Source organism: Arthrobacter sp. Y3221114 (genome assembly GCF_059092625.1).
Genome location: NZ_JBNHHW010000003.1, coordinates 404,552 through 420,803, shown reverse-complemented (window position 1 = coordinate 420,803; position 16,252 = coordinate 404,552). Strand labels below are relative to the sequence as shown.

Below are 16,252 nucleotides of genomic sequence, written 5' to 3'. Positions count from 1 at the left end.
CGACAACCGATTAGTTCAGACTATTCAAGGAGGAAAAATTGGATATACAACGTCTCGGCGACGTGAAAGCGATACTGGGGGAAGGCCCCTATTGGGATCCGACTGCTGGAGTACTTTACTTCGTCGACATTCGTGGGTCCGCGATCTGGCGCTACAACCCTGATGACGCTTCATTCACCAGTTGGCCCACCCCTGTGCAGCCGTCAGCGATCAGCCGCACAGCGGACGGGCAACTGATCGCGGCGCTTGCCAACGGGTTCTACGATTTCGATCCGGACCGGGGAGTTTTCGACCTGATCGCCAAAGTTGAGTTCGACCACGAAGAAGAGCAACTCAACGATGCAAAAGTCGACAGACAAGGACGCTTTGTTGCTGGTGCGACCAACAACCAGTCCGGCCGTCCAGTTTCGGGCCTGTACAGCTTCGATGGCGAAAAAGTCACCAAGCTCGACGGCGGCTTCACCAACTGCAATGGCCCCTGCTGGAGCCCGGACGGCCGTACGTTCTATATCGCCGATACCGGTCCGGACATCCTTTACGCCTACGATTACAACACCTCCACGGGCACCGTATCCAACAAGCGCGTCTTCTCGGATACCTCTGAAGTCAATGGGTCGCCCGATGGCGCGACAGTCGACGCCGACGGTCGGGTGTGGTGGACCTTCATCATGGGCGACGGGGAATTGCTGTGCTACAACCCTGACGGCAGTGTCCACCGACGCATCTCGACAGGAACCAAATGGAATACGAGTATCCAGTTCGGAGGCGAGAAGTTCGATACCATGTACCTGACGTCGCTTGACCCGGAAAGGGTCGGCCTCCCCGAGTCTGACCCGACCGGGGGCGCGCTCTGGATGATTGAGGGTACCGACACCGTAGGCCTGCCGGAACCTCTAGCCACCCGCTGACCATGCACCAGAACTCGTCAGCGTGCGGGTAGGAACGTCCCCTCAGCGGTTGAAAAATACGCGGAGGGGACGTTCTTCGTTAAACCCTGCATCCCCGTTTAGGATCGTCCGGGTCAAGTGAAGCGCCTGCTGGCGCTATCACGACTTCGCCGAGACACGAACGGCTCAACCCCTCCGCTGTAATTGGGCTGCACCGGTGACCTGGAGCACCCGGAGCGGGCTGAGCAGGGCGTCCCGCCGCAGCCAGGGGTTCGGTTCGTGTGCCCCCGGTCGAGTGGACATGCTGTAAGCGCAGCCGGCCCGGGCCATCCCCTTAAACCCGAGCCGCCCAATGGCACCATATTCGAGATCGACTAACAGAGGACGCGGCGGAGCGCGCCATCGCCCGCCCCGGATACAGCCAGCCTCATCAGCCATCGTTCGCAGCATGATGTTTCACTGTGACGGAACGCGGTGGAATTTAGGTTTGCGCTCTAACCTCTGGCGTGTGCTGCCGCGATCGTAGCGGTCTCGAGTCACCGCTGGCGGAACGTTCCGAACAGCCGGCGAAGGAAGAAGTGGTCATCGCCAGCCGGTGCCTTGGACCATCAAGCGGAACGCGAGGCAACCGGGAATTAAGCAAAGCATGCGCGGGCGTCATTGCCTACAACTACACGTGTCCGGCGTCCCCCAATTCTGTGAATGACTACCACCCGATGAACTTTGGATCGCGACCAGGAGGAAAGCTCGGTTCAAACATTTCGTATTCGCGGTCGTTCGCGTTTATGGACACGTTCAAACAGTACTGCGCCCAGCGCACTAACGAACGGACGCCCGGTATCAACGCCCGTTTTCACGATTTTTCTCGCGTGGGAGTGACTTGACATTCGTTTTGGCGTTTGGCGTTTGTCTTCCGATTTCTGAGGGTTTGTCCGGACGCCGGTGAGCACGATGGATAACCCATCAAAGCGCTGCTCCCTGCCGATGGTGTACTTGAAGGTACAGGCGGGCGTTATGTATCGGGAGGTGAAGCTTGGGTCAGCGGCGGCGGGACAAGGAAATGCGTCTGAAATTCAGCACGATCACGTGCGGAGGATGCGGTGGAGAGCGACTTCTCGCGCGGACCTGTGCCGATTGCGGGGAGTGTCCAAAGGCACATGAGATCCAATACGACCTCCAGCGTCGCGAACGCCTCGTTGCAGAGTTCCGGTCTGAACGTAAAGCGCCTGACCATACTGTCAAGCCCGATGCGGACTCTTTAGCCGAGGACTTCAACAGGTCACTGGATCGGGTGCTTCGAGCGCTTTCTGACGCGTCGAGGTCCGGACGGAAGGCCGACGCGTTGGTGGCCGCCTTTGGTGATATGGACCAGCTGGTCGCAGGTTGGAGCATCCTGCTGCCGCGACCTCAACGGAACCGTGGCAAGGTGATCGGTCGGGCACTTCGGATGTTCGCAGAAGGAATGGACACCTTTGTTGATGCGCTCCGTGCGCGGGACATGCATGCGGCTCAGAAACTCGAGCGCCGAGGTAACCAGCTCATCGGTGAGGCTGAGATAGTCCTCGACGAGATCACTGAGCTGGATGCGGCGGAAGAGACATTTGCAAGTGGATCCCCACTGGAGGGTTTGAACCGCATCGGCCGGGAGGCTCGCGTGCGCATCGGTATGGAATCGTCCATAACCGAGCTTGACGCCGTGCTTTCATCAGGGGTCGGTTGGGATGCCTCCATTCAAGGCATGGGTCTCCAATCGCGAACCATCCAGCTCGTGGCGCAGAACTTGTTCGATCTCGAGGCATTCACCGAGATCGTCGGCGTCGCCGCTGGTGCAACGACGATGGTGGGTCGTACCCTCGCTAAGTCGGAGGATTGGCGACGTGTCCATGCACGCGCAGCGGCCTACCTCGTTAGCGGAGCCATCTCGATGCACCTTGCGATTTCTTCGCACGGCAGCAGCGACCTCGAGGCGGCACAGAGCGCGGTGGTTGCTGTGGCAACCTGGCGAGATGGCGTCCTGAGGCACGCCCTCGCGACCATGCTGGCAAGTTCCATGGATGAGTACGATCATCTAGCGGGAAAGAGCGGTGGCCACGCCACAAAGAAGGCCGCGACAGCGTACCCCGGTCTGTTGCTTAACGAGAATCTCACTCCCGCCCTGAGGAACGCCGGCGGACACGCAGGGTTGGATCTGACGGAGGACGGGATCCGAGTCGGAGACGAAGAGTTCTCGATCGATGAGTTTATCGACAAGGTCCTTGCATACCTTGAAACGACGATGGCGACATTCATCGGGGTAACTCTTGCCATGACTCGCCTCGGGGCAGACCTGTCATGTGACGTGTACCTGGCTCCCCGAGACCGCCATGCTGCCGTGGCGCTGTTCCTCGGTGCCTTCAACCTCACCTGCGACTCGGTTCAAGTAGACGGTGACGCGCTGACGATGCAAGCGAGTGGACCGGAGCCGGATTGGATGACGCTGTCGGCCGCGCTCAGTGCGATGTTCCCAGCTTCGGTGGAACGTGCAGAGATCAGCCTCTGTAATGATCTCGGAAGGCGTACCTTCACCACTTCTTTCAAGCGCGTCCGGGAATATGCAGATGGATTAGGCGAGTTGCCTGCGGAGCACGCAGCACTCCACCTGAGTGCCATCGTCGCGGTAAGTCGGTTAGACGGCGCTTCTCCATGGCGCGAGGAGGACTGGAATCGGGTAGTGCAGGCGGTTACTCGTCGAGACGAGGGAGCTGACCTTCGCGCTTGGGTAAAAGATGTTCGCGCCCTTCGTGACTTTGGACGCGAAGCGGACCAACGAAACGTGGTTGAGTCATGTGAGAGAGCATTGGCCGAATTGCGACAAAGTCGCTAGTTAGTGTGCATTCATGACGTTTTCGACGCTAGCGTCAAGTCAGAAGCTAAGCGTCAGAGAGCTTTCGCTCCCAAAAAAATAGTCGGCGTCGAAACGTGGTTATCTTCGATTCGCCGCCTAGTATCTAGTCTGGCGCGATTTGGACTTTATTAGAGGATGGAAGCGTAGGCTCGCGTCGAAGCGCATTGAAGCCGAGGGGGACGAGATGGCCAGGAGCGACTCGCTCAAGTCCGAGATCGGGCGGTTGAAAACCAAGGGGGCAGGCCTGTCAAAGGACCTGGCCAAACACCGTGACGTGATAGCCAAGGCCAATGTCGAGGCCAGCAAGAAGCGAACCCAGGCGGCTCGCACCAAGTCCGACTCCACGCGCAGGACGGCGACCTCGGCGGTGCAGCGCGAGGAGAAGAAGGCCGCAGATGCTCTGAAGAGGGCCGCCGACGTCGAGAAGCGGATTGCGGACAACGAGAAGGCCATTAGGACTAAGGAGAGCTCGCTCGCTGCAGCAGAGAAATCTGAGCGGGCCGCGCAAAACCGAGAAGACGACAAGCGGCGTCGCACCGAATTGCAACATGCTCGCCAGGTGGCCCAGGCTTCAGGCAAGGTCGCAGAGGTCCGATACGTGCAGGTTTACCCGCCCAAGCCGGAACAGTTGCGAGTCTTGTATGTGACAGCGAACCCGGAAGCGGTGGAGACCGTCACACGGCGCCCGGACGGCACGGAGGTGCGAGAGGGCGTCTGGCTTCGCGTGGACTACGAGGTCCGGCAAGTCAAGGAGCTGCTTAAGAAGTCGAAGTACCGGGACCTGGTCGTGGTCGAGCACCTTCCTGCGGCTACCACGATGGACCTACTCGAAGGCCTGAACGAGCACCGCCCTCACGTGGTCCACTTCTCTGGACATGCCAACTCTCTCGGGCTGCTCATGGAGAACGACGCCGGGACGCAAGAAGGAGATGGCCTTGACTTCATGATGCTGGCTAGGCTCCTTGGTGCGACCGACGAACCTCCACGTTTGGTTGTGCTCAATGCCTGCGAGAGTCTCGCGGGGGCTGAAGATTTGCTGCAGACGGTTCCCACGGTCATCGCGATGTCGGACTCGATCAATGACACCAGCGCCGTCGTCTTCGCTGCGCGCTTCTACTCTGGCGTTGCGTCTGCGCAGTCGGTCTGCGCTGCGTTGGAGCAGGCAAGGGTCGCGATGGAAGTGTCAGCACTTGACGGTGCAGACCTGCCTGAGGTGAGGGCCAGAGAGGACATCGACCTTGGCTCGCTTGTTTTGGTGCAGCCCCCTTCTTAGTGGGGAACTCCCGGGTGATCGGCGCCCGAGGCTGGAGCTGACTACCGACCCGGACACTGCCGCAAAATGGTTCGAAGAACTGCCGGCCACCCGCATCGAAGGACTCACGTCGAACAGCTGCGGTACTACGTATTCGAGCTGAAGACCGGCCGGTTTCAACCCGAGTACGCTGGGAAACTGAAGTACTACGTCGCCGTAGTCGATGACCTGCTCAAGCGCGAGTTCCACACGAAACCGTCGGGATCCTCATCTGCGGCAGCAAGAACGAGGTGCAGTCAGGGCAAGCATTGCCTGGTTCCGTTCCGTTGAAGAAAGGAGAAGGGACAGCCCCGCGGTTGGGGGATTGCGGGGCTGTCCCCTCGCTAGGTGCCTTCGGCGCCGCACCGGCAGTTTAGGGGAACGCCGGGGCGCTGCTTGGAGTGGACACCGAAATCAGTTTGCCAGAGCGAGGCGGTTAAACGAGTCATCATTGAGCCGGGGCCTATCCTTCCCCGGCTTCGAACAGGGCTGCAGTTAACCGCCCGGGCCGTTGCTCTTGCTGATGAAGGCCGGAGGCGGGAATCTTGGCGGCGTTGCGGGCGTAGGCGGTGACGGTGTGCCCGTTGGCGGTGAGTTCGTTGACGGTGAGGAAGTCGATGGCGCCGGAGACGGTGACGTTCATGCGCGTTCTCCGAGGGGTTCAGGTGGTGGCGTGGACGTGGCGGATGGCGGGGGCGATGACGTCGCCGAAGCGGGCGATGGAATCGCGGACCATTTCGGTGGGCATGCCGCCCAGGTCAACCTGGCCGAGAAAACGGTCAACGCCGAGTTCGATCTTGGGGTCCACGATCTTCTCAGCGACTTCCCGGGAAGTGTTCAGCGATCCGCAGGGCGGAGTGCTGTGCGGCGACTTCAGGAGCAGGTGTCGAATTTGCCGAATACATGGAAAAGCATAAAGTTTATGCATACGCATATAAACAGTGTGCGTAGACATGCTGAAGGAGGAACCATGCAGGCATGGGTTATGGAAGGGATCAATCAGGATCTGAAGCTTCAGGACTTGGACAAGCCCTCACCGGGTTCAGGTGAGGTTCTGATCAAGGTCACTGCCGCCGGCATCTGCCACAGTGATGTGGGATACGTGCAAGGCGAAATCCCCATCATCGTCGATCTGCCCATCGTGCTGGGACATGAAGTGGCCGGCGTCGTCGAGCAAGTCGGCGAAGGCGTCACCGGGTTCAAGGTGGGCGACGAAGTCGCCCAGGGAGTGGTTGCCACTGATGCACCCGGAGTCACCCGCGACGGCGGCTTCGGTGAATACGTCATCGGCAAGGTCGACAGCCTCGTGCACAAGCCCGCCAACGTGGAGTGGTCCCAGGCGGCCGCAGCAACCGATGCCGGGGTCACCTCCTACAGCGGCGTGGTTGTCCACGGCGGGGTGGAGAAGGGGATGCGTGTTGGCATCCTCGGGCTGGGCGGCCTGGGGCTGACCGGCGCCCGTATCGCCGTCGTCAAGGGTGCCGAAGTGATCGGCATCGAGCCGCGTGAGGAGGTTTGGCAGGCCGCCAAGGACCGCGGTGTATCCCGCGTGGTCAAGGACATCAGTGAACTGAAGGGCGAAGACCTGGATGTCGTGGTCGATTTCGCCGGTTTCGGCGCCACCACCGTCGGGGCCTTTGATGCGGTCAAGGACGGCGGCAAGGTCGTCCTGGTGGGCCTGGGGAAGACCACCTTCGAGTTCGAGTCCTTTGGTTTCATTACTAGAGCCATCACACTGCAGGGCTCCACTCCCGTCGGAGACCCCGAGCATTTGAAGGCTGTGCTGGAGATGATCGACTCCGGGCAGTTGGAGATCGTCACTGCGAATGTCGGCTTTAACGACATCCCTGATGGTCTGGATCGTTTGGCCAAGGGTGGTGTCTCAGGCCGCCTGGTGGCACGCTACGACCAGCAATGACAAGCTGAGCCGCTGAGTTGTGGGGTCCCGTCCGCACCCGCGACGGGACCCCCAAGCGGCGACTGGGGACGCAGCAAACACGGCGTCAGCGCATCACTTTGACGCGTTCACACTAGTAGACGCACTTTAAACGAGAGTTGCGACTCGCTCGAATGCAGACTTCTCCAGGATGAATCCATCGGGGATCACCAAGTCATCCTTGCTGATTTGGTCGATGCTATCGTGCCCCAACCCAAGCATGAACTTTTCCATGCTGGCCCGTAAGGCGGTGATCACTTCCGTGACCCCCCGCTCTCCGTCTGCGGACAGCCCAAACAACCACGCTCGTCCAGCGAGGACCACGTCCGCGCCGAGCGCCAGCGCCTTGACAATGTCACCACCCCGTCGGACTCCACCGTCGTAAGACACTTGCGCCTGCCCGTTGACCGCCGAGACAATCGCGGGAAGTGCGCGCAGCGCCGACGGGGTCGTGTCGAGGTTGTTCCCGCCGTGATTGGATACCCCGATCGCGGTCGCACCGGCGTCAATCGCGCGGAGAGCGTCGTCCGGGTGCCAGATTCCCTTGATCATAAACGGTCCGCCCCAAGCCTCCTTCACCCACGCGACATCTGCCCAGCTCGGGAGCGGAGTATCAAGCCATTGCATAAATGCTTCCATCATCGTGGGAGCCTTCCCGATCCCGTCGCCGAAGTTCGGCACGGTAAGATCGGGGATTTGGCCACGCTGCAGGTAGCTGCCAAGCCACCTGGGTCGGGAGAGTGCCACCGGCGCGAATCTGATCATCTCCGGCAGGTTGAGGTCCCCTGGCATGGCCGGGGATCCCCAGTCACGGGCCTGAATGGGAAGAGCGTCCATCGTCAGTATCAGGGCCTTCGCGCCCGATGCCTTCGCCCGTCCGATCCGCACGGCAATGTCATCACGTGTGCCGGTCCAGTACAGCTGATAGATCGCGTTCGGGTTCTCGGCGATGACATCTTCGAATCGGCTCGAGGCGAAGTTACTGTGCCCGAGGGTGAGGCCGGCCTTTCTGGTGGCCTTGGCCACGGGGACCTCCCCGTCGACGTGCATCGCCTGCGCCCCCGCAGGACTCATGATCAGCGGGAGCGACATATCGATGCCCATGAAATTGGTGCTGTAGTCCCGACTCTTAACCTCAATACCTACACGCGGGATCACGCCGATGCTGTCGAAGGCTTGGAGGTTTTGGTCCAAAGTGGCACCGCGCTCGTTGCCGGCGAGTAGTGCAGAGAATACTGCGCGTGGCAACCGTTTTTTGGCTCGCTGTCTCGCGTCTTCTACCGTCTCGATTGGCTTCCTTGCCATAATGTCTCCCCGATTCTTAGGTTTGGCCGCGATGCGAGCGAAGGGGCGGCTGTCACTGCCCGGCTCGCACCATGCCATGCTGTATGGAACGTTTGTAAGGTGTACGTGACGTCCGACACTACCTTAATGGTACTCAGTACCAAAAGGGGTGCATTACTGATGAGTGGGAGAAGTGGACTTGGCGCGACAAGGCGGAAATGGGCGTGGCGGGCGACCGTATGCCTCATCAGCAGCGGAGATTGAGGAATGCGCTATCCGGCTCTTCCTCGAGAAGGGATTCGATCAGACTTCAATGGCCGAAGTCGCTTCGGTCTGCGGCGTGGGTCGTACCACTCTCTTTCGCTACTTCCCCTCGAAGGCCGACATCCTGTGGGTTGGCTTCGACGACCACCTCGCACGTCTAGCCGAACTCCTGCGCTGCCAATCCGAGAACCTCCCGGTCCTCGCTGCGGTAGAGGCTGCAGTCCTCCAAGCGTTAGAGGAAGCTGCAGATGAACGGCAACTGTGGCGGAAGCGTTTCAAGGTACTTGAGCAAACCCGGTCCCTTGGCCCTAGCGTGTCGATTCGATGGTTCGACTGGGGGCGAACCGTTGCCGGATTCGTCGGAGAGCGCACAGGTACCCATCCAGATAGTGTCATTCCCGCGAGCATCGGCGGCGCTATCCAAGGGGCTTTCTTGGCGGCCTTGCGGTCATGGGGTCGAGATGAAGAGTTAAAAGGGGACGTAGTCGCACGTATGGGAGAGGCTCTTGACCCTGTATGTGAAGCACTCAGTCCTCTAATTGGCGAAGAGCGAGCCGAGAGCTCCCAGTGTCAGAACCCCCCTGAAGTTATGTGATGCCCAGCGGGGAAATCCTCGAGAGCTCCCCAGCGCGTTCAAACTGAAGGTTTAGGCAGATAGAAAATCTCCTATGGCCCCGCTCCAAGAGCTGCCCATTCGGCGAACATAGGCACGTGCAAGGTAGAGCAGAGACTTTGCATTACGACGGAGGAGCGGACGTAACGCCCCGGCTAGACCTCTACCGAGATCGATGCGACACGGATCCTGATGATGTCCAGGAGGCGTCGAGCCAAGTGCTGGCCAGTCTGATCGAAGCACTGCCAGATGCCCGTTCAAAGTTTGACGAACTCCGTGGGGAGCGGGCAGGACATTAGCCACCTGAAGACTTGCCGAAGGCCGCGCTCCAAGAGGTTATTCGGTTACGGAACGTGGTCGAATGCAGGTTTGCGCTCTAACATCTGGTGACGGTTGTGTCGCAAGAGCTGTCAGGGTCGGGGCTCGTTTCACCGTACTGCGGCGAGGGCTTCGCGTAGGCCCGGCCGCTCCTGTTCTGCTGGCCAGTCTGGTCAACGCTAAACAGGCCTTCTAGAGCGCCGAGAGCGGCCAGCCCGTTCCGTCACGCTACGGTCTGTCCGTGCCCGGCGAGGTTGGAGAACCGATGGCGAGCCGTTCTGCTGGACGGAGATCCATCATGACCGCCGTTGCTGAGCTTGCTGAATGAACCAGTTGAGGGCCCCGGGATCGGCCAGCGAGTTGGGGTTGATCACATCCTCCGGGCGGTGGCCCAGGAACAATCGCTTAATCGGCACCTCGATCTTCTTGCCCGCGTGGGTCAGAGGGATCGCAGGGGTTTGGATGATGGCATCTGGGACGTGGCGCGTGCTGGTACGGGACTTGATGGCTGCAGCAATGCGATGTGTCAATTCTTCCGTCAGGGCGAGTCCGTCCTTCAGGACGACGAAAAGTGGCATGTAGTAACCGCCGTCGGGTTCTTCGACGCCGATAATGAGCGAATCTGAGATTTCCGGAACGTGTTGGACGGCGGCATAGATGTCGGCGCTGCCCAGACGCACACCCTGTCGATTGAGGGTGGCATCGGACCGGCCGTGCACCACGAAGCCGCCCAAGGAGGACTCTGTAATCCAGTCTCCCTGGGCCCAGGCTCCTGGGTACTTCTCGAAGTAGGAGCTTCGGTAGCGGGATCCGTCGGTGTCACCCCAGAATGCCACCGGCATAGAGGGCATGGGGCGGGTGACGATGAGCTCGCCCACTTCGTCGATCACCTGCTTACCGTCCTCATTCCAGGCCTGAACGGCAACTCCGAGTAGGGGCCCCTGAAGGTAGCCACGACGGACGGGTTCCAGTGGATTGGACCCGATGAAGCCCGAGCAAATATCCGTGCCACCCGTGTCTGACCCCAGATGCACGTCGGCCTTCACCTCGTCGTGAACCCATTGCCAAGTCGAATCCGGAAGGGGTGAACCCGTGGAGAGGATAGCTCGGAGCCGCGACAGGTCCCAGTCCTGCCCCGGATGTACCCCGGCCTTTTGGGCAAGGCTCAGATAGGCGGCGCCGGTGGCGAACATGGTGACCCCGGCCTGGGCCACGATCTGGAATTGCCGGTCCTTTCTGCCGTATGTCGGAGAGCCTGCATAGGTGACTACCGATGCACCGACCATGAGGTTGTTGACGAGCGTGTTCCACACCATCCAGGAGGTGTTAGCGGCGACGTAGTACAGATCGCCCGGGCCCATGTCCTGATTCAGGCCGCATCCCTTGGACGCCTCGAGTGTGATGCCGCCGTGACCGTGCACGATTCCCTTGGGTGCTCCAGTGGTTCCTGAGGAGAATAGAATCCATAGGGGATGGGCGAAGGGCACGCGGTGGAAGGTGGGCTCGAGCGGGACCTTCGTCAGCTCGGCGAAATCCAGAAGATCGAACCCGAACTCGTGACCGGACAGAGCCGCGTTCAGCTTCTTCACCAACACGGTGTGTCTCACGGTGGGCAGGCCCGCTCTGACTTCAGTCAGATGCTCTGTCCGGTCGAAGTCCCGGCCGTTGAACCGATAGCCGTCCGTGGCGATGAGAACGGTCGGTTCCAGCTGTCCCAAGCGATCAAGAGTTGCCTGCGCAGACAGATCCGGCGAGCTGATCGTCCACACGGCGCCGATCGAGGCCGAGGCGAGCAACCCGATGATGGCCTCGGGAATATTCGGCAGCACGGCCGCGACCCGGTCGCCAGGCTGAACACCGAGATCGCGGAACTGTTGGGCGAGAGCCCCGACGCGGCAGGCGAGCTGGCCCCAGGTGATCTCAATGCGTGAGTCTGCCTCATCGACGTCGATTATGGCAGGGGCACCGGTCAGCTCGGGGTCCTGGGCATGTCGCAGCACGTTTTCGGCGAAGTTCAGCTCAGCCTGTGGATACCAGACGGCGCCCGGCATGACCTCCTCGACCAAGGCCGGCCCGTCGAAGCCGGTACCGATGATGCCGAAGTACTCCCGCACAGCGTCCCAAAAATCGGACAGTTCCGTGACGGACCAAGACCAGACGTCCTTGTAATCCTTAAAGGTGAATCCGTGGTGTTCGTTGACCCACCGCATAAAGTCAGTCAGGCGAGCATCCGCAACCTGCTGCTCTGAAGGTCGCCAGGACACCTGCGGTTGCGCTGTATACGTCGTGTTCATGAGGCCTCCGTTCGGTTCGAAGACGTTTGCCTTTGCAGCATGACTGCCAGCTCGTCGAGTGAGTCCAAGATCAGGTCCGGTCGGCGGTCGTCGCTGGCTTCTTCGGCATCTTGCCGGGAGTGCGTTCCGGTGGTTACCAGGACTGCTACTGCTCCATGCCGGCGCGCCATGGAGGTTTCCAGCTGCAGGTCATCGCCGACGATTAGGACTTCTTCGGCCGATGCCCCCGTTCGGGCACAAATGGCACCGAAGGCTTCAGCTGAAGGTTTGCCGAGTACGCGGTAGGGCTTGCCGGTTACGTGGGCTAGGCCCGCTGCGATGAAGCCGGACACACCGACATTCAGTCGGTGATGCGAGGCGAAGGTTGGCGCCGCGGATGTGGTGTACAGCTCGGCGCCGGCGAGAATGGCTTCGGAGGCGGCAACTACCTTCGACCTGCCGAACTCGGTGTCCCAGCCGATGACGACAGCCGCGACATCCTCGGCACGGCCGGCGACCGCCTCATCCACGTCAACCAGCTCCACTCTGCGGGCAGTGAATGGCTCGATCGCGCCCGGGCCACCGAAGACGAGCACCCGCCTGCCCGGGTAGCGTTGAGCCATGGTCTCGGCCGCTACGACGGCTGGCGTCATAACCTGATCATCGGCTACGTCGAGCCCGAGCCCGCGCAGGGTCTTGGCGATGCCCGAGGGGGTCTGAAAGGAGCCGTTGGTGAAGCACACGAAGTTTCGGCCGCTGGAGCGCACGGTATCCAGCACGTGCGCGGCCCCGGGCAGGACGGTGCCGCCATATCCACTGGGCTGGTCGGACAGGAGCAGGCAGCCGTCGATGTCGAACATGACACTGCGCACCTTGGCGATCCTAGCGGCTTGGTCTACACCCGCTTGTGACGGCCCGAAGGCTGTGACGACCGATGCACTGTACGTCCTGTCGAGGGGCGCAGTCATGCTGTCTTCTCCTTCATAGCGTTGGCCTGAGGGTTTCGGGTGTCGGCCCGCCGTTGCAGCTGGACCTCCTGCCCGCTGCGGCGCACATGCACCGACTTCCAATGGGGCAGGGTATTGACAGACCGGATGAAGTCGCCGAGGGTCTCGACCGGGTCGAGACCGGCGCCGCCCGTCCACGCCGGGGCCGAGCCAGCTGCTTGGACGGACTTGAGGACGTCCGGGGCCATGACGAGTCGGAGCAGCAACTCCTCGTCCTCAAGGTCGCGGCTGGCCCTTTTGCTCTGTTCGGCGCGGATCTCCTCGAGCGACCCGCTGTGGGCCGGCTCAAAGCGAAGATCCTTGGTCCGGGGGAGGGAGTCTACTCGTTCCAGCACGGATGGATCGATTTCGCCCTCGGGGGTCCCGAAGTGACCTAGGACGAAGCGCAGGACCTCGTCCGGGATGCGGCTGTAGCGTTCCTGCCCGGCTTGGGCGGCGAGGACATTCATTAGCGCCTGGCTGCCAACGAACTGGCTGAACGGAGTCACCATTATGGGGTATCCCAGTTCGGCCCGCACTCGACCGGACTCAGCGATGACCGCGGGGAGGGCGTCCTCCATCCTCAGCTCCTTGAGCTGACGCTTCAGAGTGCCCATCATGCCACCTGGGATTTGGTGCGCATGGGGTGCTAGGTCGTACGGCATAACCTGTCCGGCGGGCAGCCCCTGCGCGGCGGCAATCCGCTCGATTGAAGCGGCGACGCGGCCCACCGCGTCCTTGTCGATGTCGTGGGGGATTCCCGCAGCTTCGAGGTTGTCCAGGACTGACAGGAGGCCGGGCTGGGCAGTGCCGTTGGACAGAGGGCCGATGCCGGTGTGCAGGGCGTCCACGCCGAGCGCGGCAGCCAGAATGTAATTTTGGGGGGCCTCGCCGGTCGTGCAGTGCCCGTGCAATTCGAGCGGCTTACCGGTGACGGCCCGGCGCAACGCTGGCACCAGGTCAGCCACTCGGTCGTAAGTCAACAGCCCACCTGGGTCCTTAAGGTAGACGGCGTCGATGTTCGAGTCGGCTGTGAACTCGGATGCGGCATCGACGTACGCCGCATCCGTGTGGACCGGGGACTCGGTGAAGGTGGTGGCCGCCACTACAGTGGCAATACCCTCCTCCTTCGCCCAGCGGGCCACCGTCTTTACGGCCGCGACGTCGTTCATCGGGTCGGCGATCTGCAGACGTCCCAGGCCGTGCCGGGCCATCAGCCGGAGGGCCAGCCGCATCACTGTCTCCGAAGCCCGCTCCCAGGACATGAAGCGCATGCCTGTGGTGATCGCCGATAGCGGGGTGTCGCCGGCGACGGCGTGCATGCGGGAAATCCGCTCCCAAGGGTCCTCCCGATGGGTCTTCGCGCCCATGAGGAGGTTGGTGGAGCTGGTGAAGTCGATCGCATCGAGCCCGACCTGCGCAAGGTCGGGCCCGACGGCTTCGACCATCCCGGTCGTCAGTCCCGTGGCACCCCAGAGCGACTGGTTGCCGTCCCGCAGGGACGTATCAACGAACCGGACGGGTTTCCTCGTCGTTGCTGTGTCGGTGGTGATCATCGGTCCGCCTTTCGAGATTCTTCGGAGGCTCGGGAATGTTCCTCCCAGAGCGGGCCGAACCAAGTGGTGGAGACACTCCCGGACTGAAAGTCGGGATGGTTAAGGACGTAATCGTGCATGGGCAGCGTGGTGACCACGCCATCGATTCTGGTGCGCCGGACTGCGGATGCCAGTGCGTCAAGGGCGGCAGCACGGTCATGAGCCCGGACGATGAGCTTGGCCATTAGGCTGTCGTAGAACGGAGGGAACGAATACTCGTCCCGAAGGTGTGTGTCGACCCGGATCCCAGGACCCCGGGGCCATGAGACGCGCGCGATGTGCCCCGGGGCCGGCCGGAAGTCCTTGCTGGGGTCCTCCGCGTTGACGCGGACCTCGATCGCGGTCGCAGGCGGGATGGGGGGTACTTCGGGCAACTGCGGGTCGAGGCCAAGAGCCAGTCGCAGCTGCGCGGCCACCAGATCGACGCCGAAGGCCTCTTCTGTGACGGGGTGCTCCACTTGGATGCGGGCGTTCACCTCGAGGAAGATGACGTCGTCGGACTGGGTGTCCACCATAAACTCAACCGTTCCGGCGCCGCGGTACCGCAGCTCGCGCACGAGTGCCCGCGACGAATCGTGCAGCAATCGGCGGCGCTCCTCGGAGAGCCCGGGGGCCGGGCATTCCTCGACAAGCTTCTGGTGACGGCGCTGTACGGAGCAATCCCGGTCGCCGAAGACCAGAACGCCGCCCTCGCCGTCGCCGAAAACCTGCACTTCGACGTGCCGGGCTGCCGCATAATAGCGCTCCAGGTAGAGAGCGCCGTTGCCGAAGGCCGCATTTGCCTCCGAAGCAGCCTGCGGGGCAAGGCGCAGGAGGGTCTCAGCATCCGGTGCCAGCCTGATACCGCGGCCACCGCCCCCGTAGACGGCCTTAACCAGGAGCGGGTAGCCCACGGACTTGCCGAGTCCGCGTAGGTGGTCGGCGTCGTGCGGATCCAGCACCGGCTCGGCCGCAGCGACGGGGACACCGGCCTTGACAGCGACCTTGCGGGCGCTTGACTTGTCTCCGACGGCCCGGAGCGTCTCAGCCCGGGGCCCGGCGAAGGCGATACCCTCGGTCTCCAGCATCTCGGTCAGCTCGGGCTGTTCGCTGAGAAACCCGTAACCGGGATGGACGACGTCGGCGCAAGACTGTAGCGCTGCCTGAGCCACCAGCTCTGGTCGCAGGTAGGACTGGGAGGCCTGGGACGGGCCGATGACCACAATCTCATCGGCCAGCCGTGCGCCCTCCGAGTCCCGATCGGCAGTGCTGACGGCCAGCACGGCACGGGCTCCGATTCGGTGGGCCGCTTCGATGACGCGGACGGCGATCTCTCCGCGGTTGGCCACGAGGACGGTCGGCACCTTCTCTCGCTCTCTCATGAAGTCTCCGGGACGACGTACAACAGGTCCTCTCCGAATTCCACCGCTTGGGCGTCGTCTACCGCGAAAGAGGACACGATGCCAGCGATGCCTGCCTGCACCGGGTTTATGAGCTTCATGACTTCGATGACGCCGATTGTCGAGTCGGCTTCGACCCGATCGCCTTGGGAAACGAAGGGCGGCGCCCCCGGCGAGGGGCTGCGGTAGAACACCCCAATCATGGGGGAAGGCACGGGAGTGCCCTGAGGCTGAACCGTTTCGACGTCCGTGACGGCGGCCACGAGAGCCGCTGCCGTTTCCGGCTGGGGGCCAGCCGGTAACGGGGCGACCGGCTGGAGGGCCGAGGACGCAGGGACGGGCGTCTGGGACGCGGCGACATCCGTGGTTGGGGCCGGATGGGAGGCACCGTTCGGACTTTTGATGTCGGTCAGCAGGTCACTGCGCGACATCCGGACGGAAACTTCACCGTACTCGATGGCGACGTTGTCGAAGTCCGAACCGTCGAGCTCCGTGACCAGTTGTAGAAGGTCGTTCCAGCTGGGGCTAGGTGTATCAGCCAT

At 61.9% G+C, this 16,252-nt stretch carries 13 protein-coding genes; 5 read left to right on the top strand and 8 right to left on the bottom strand.

The genetic code is table 11. The features are described from left to right. Window positions 1–38 precede the first annotated feature (38 nt). The 3 genes from AC5RV3_RS08830 to AC5RV3_RS08820 all read left to right on the top strand — a co-directional run bounded on the left by AC5RV3_RS08830 (window position 39) and on the right by AC5RV3_RS08820 (window position 5,044). The gene (locus AC5RV3_RS08830) at window positions 39–908 is read left to right on the top strand and encodes an SMP-30/gluconolactonase/LRE family protein (RefSeq protein WP_494121795.1); all 870 of its coding nucleotides are present in this window, start codon (window positions 39–41) and stop codon (window positions 906–908) included. Between the two features lie 1,039 nt (window positions 909–1,947). Continuing rightward, window positions 1,948–3,750, top strand: coding sequence for a hypothetical protein (locus AC5RV3_RS08825; RefSeq protein WP_494121794.1), 1,803 nt, complete (start codon window positions 1,948–1,950; stop codon window positions 3,748–3,750). A gap of 139 nt (window positions 3,751–3,889) precedes the next feature. Then, window positions 3,890–5,044, top strand: coding sequence for a CHAT domain-containing protein (locus AC5RV3_RS08820; protein WP_494121793.1), 1,155 nt, complete (start codon window positions 3,890–3,892; stop codon window positions 5,042–5,044). Between the two features lie 481 nt (window positions 5,045–5,525). Here the strand turns inward: AC5RV3_RS08820 and AC5RV3_RS08815 are convergent, their stop codons facing one another. Both AC5RV3_RS08815 and AC5RV3_RS08810 read right to left on the bottom strand, forming a co-directional pair. Continuing rightward, entirely contained in the window at window positions 5,526–5,705 is a 180-nt protein-coding gene (locus AC5RV3_RS08815; protein WP_494121792.1) for a hypothetical protein, read from the bottom strand. An 18-nt stretch (window positions 5,706–5,723) separates the two neighbouring features. Continuing rightward, the gene (locus AC5RV3_RS08810) at window positions 5,724–5,870 is read right to left on the bottom strand and encodes a hypothetical protein (protein ID WP_494121791.1); all 147 of its coding nucleotides are present in this window, start codon (window positions 5,868–5,870) and stop codon (window positions 5,724–5,726) included. A gap of 162 nt (window positions 5,871–6,032) precedes the next feature. Between AC5RV3_RS08810 and AC5RV3_RS08805 the strand changes: the two genes are divergently transcribed. Further along, window positions 6,033–6,980 (top strand): alcohol dehydrogenase catalytic domain-containing protein, encoded by a 948-nt coding sequence (locus tag AC5RV3_RS08805; RefSeq protein WP_494121790.1) that lies wholly within the window; start codon window positions 6,033–6,035, stop codon window positions 6,978–6,980. A 126-nt stretch (window positions 6,981–7,106) separates the two neighbouring features. Here AC5RV3_RS08805 and mftD read toward each other — a convergent pair whose 3' ends face one another. After that, a complete protein-coding gene (gene mftD, locus AC5RV3_RS08800; protein ID WP_494121789.1) occupies window positions 7,107–8,303 on the bottom strand; it encodes a pre-mycofactocin synthase MftD in 1,197 nt (398 codons plus the stop codon). A gap of 163 nt (window positions 8,304–8,466) precedes the next feature. Between mftD and AC5RV3_RS08795 the strand changes: the two genes are divergently transcribed. Beyond that, window positions 8,467–9,141: an acyl-CoA-like ligand-binding transcription factor gene (locus AC5RV3_RS08795; RefSeq protein ID WP_494121788.1), complete on the top strand. Its 675-nt coding sequence runs from the start codon at window positions 8,467–8,469 to the stop codon at window positions 9,139–9,141. A gap of 632 nt (window positions 9,142–9,773) precedes the next feature. Here AC5RV3_RS08795 and AC5RV3_RS08790 read toward each other — a convergent pair. The 5 genes from AC5RV3_RS08790 to AC5RV3_RS08770 are packed head-to-tail and all read right to left on the bottom strand — an operon-like array spanning window position 9,774 to window position 16,252. Continuing rightward, a complete protein-coding gene (locus tag AC5RV3_RS08790; protein WP_494121787.1) occupies window positions 9,774–11,771 on the bottom strand; it encodes an acetoacetate--CoA ligase in 1,998 nt (665 codons plus the stop codon). After that, window positions 11,768–12,718 (bottom strand): HAD-IIA family hydrolase, encoded by a 951-nt coding sequence (locus AC5RV3_RS08785; RefSeq protein WP_494121786.1) that lies wholly within the window; start codon window positions 12,716–12,718, stop codon window positions 11,768–11,770. The genes AC5RV3_RS08790 and AC5RV3_RS08785 overlap by 4 nt, the downstream gene beginning before the upstream one ends. Next, window positions 12,715–14,292, bottom strand: a complete 1,578-nt coding sequence (locus AC5RV3_RS08780; protein ID WP_494121785.1) for a hydroxymethylglutaryl-CoA lyase-like TIM-barrel protein — start codon at window positions 14,290–14,292, stop codon at window positions 12,715–12,717. The genes AC5RV3_RS08785 and AC5RV3_RS08780 overlap by 4 nt, the downstream gene beginning before the upstream one ends. Next, window positions 14,289–15,692 (bottom strand): acetyl-CoA carboxylase biotin carboxylase subunit, encoded by a 1,404-nt coding sequence (locus AC5RV3_RS08775; RefSeq protein ID WP_494121784.1) that lies wholly within the window; start codon window positions 15,690–15,692, stop codon window positions 14,289–14,291. Before AC5RV3_RS08775 ends, AC5RV3_RS08780 begins: the two co-directional genes overlap by 4 nt. Beyond that, window positions 15,689–16,252, bottom strand: a complete 564-nt coding sequence (locus AC5RV3_RS08770) for an acetyl-CoA carboxylase biotin carboxyl carrier protein (RefSeq protein WP_494121783.1) — start codon at window positions 16,250–16,252, stop codon at window positions 15,689–15,691. Before AC5RV3_RS08770 ends, AC5RV3_RS08775 begins: the two co-directional genes overlap by 4 nt.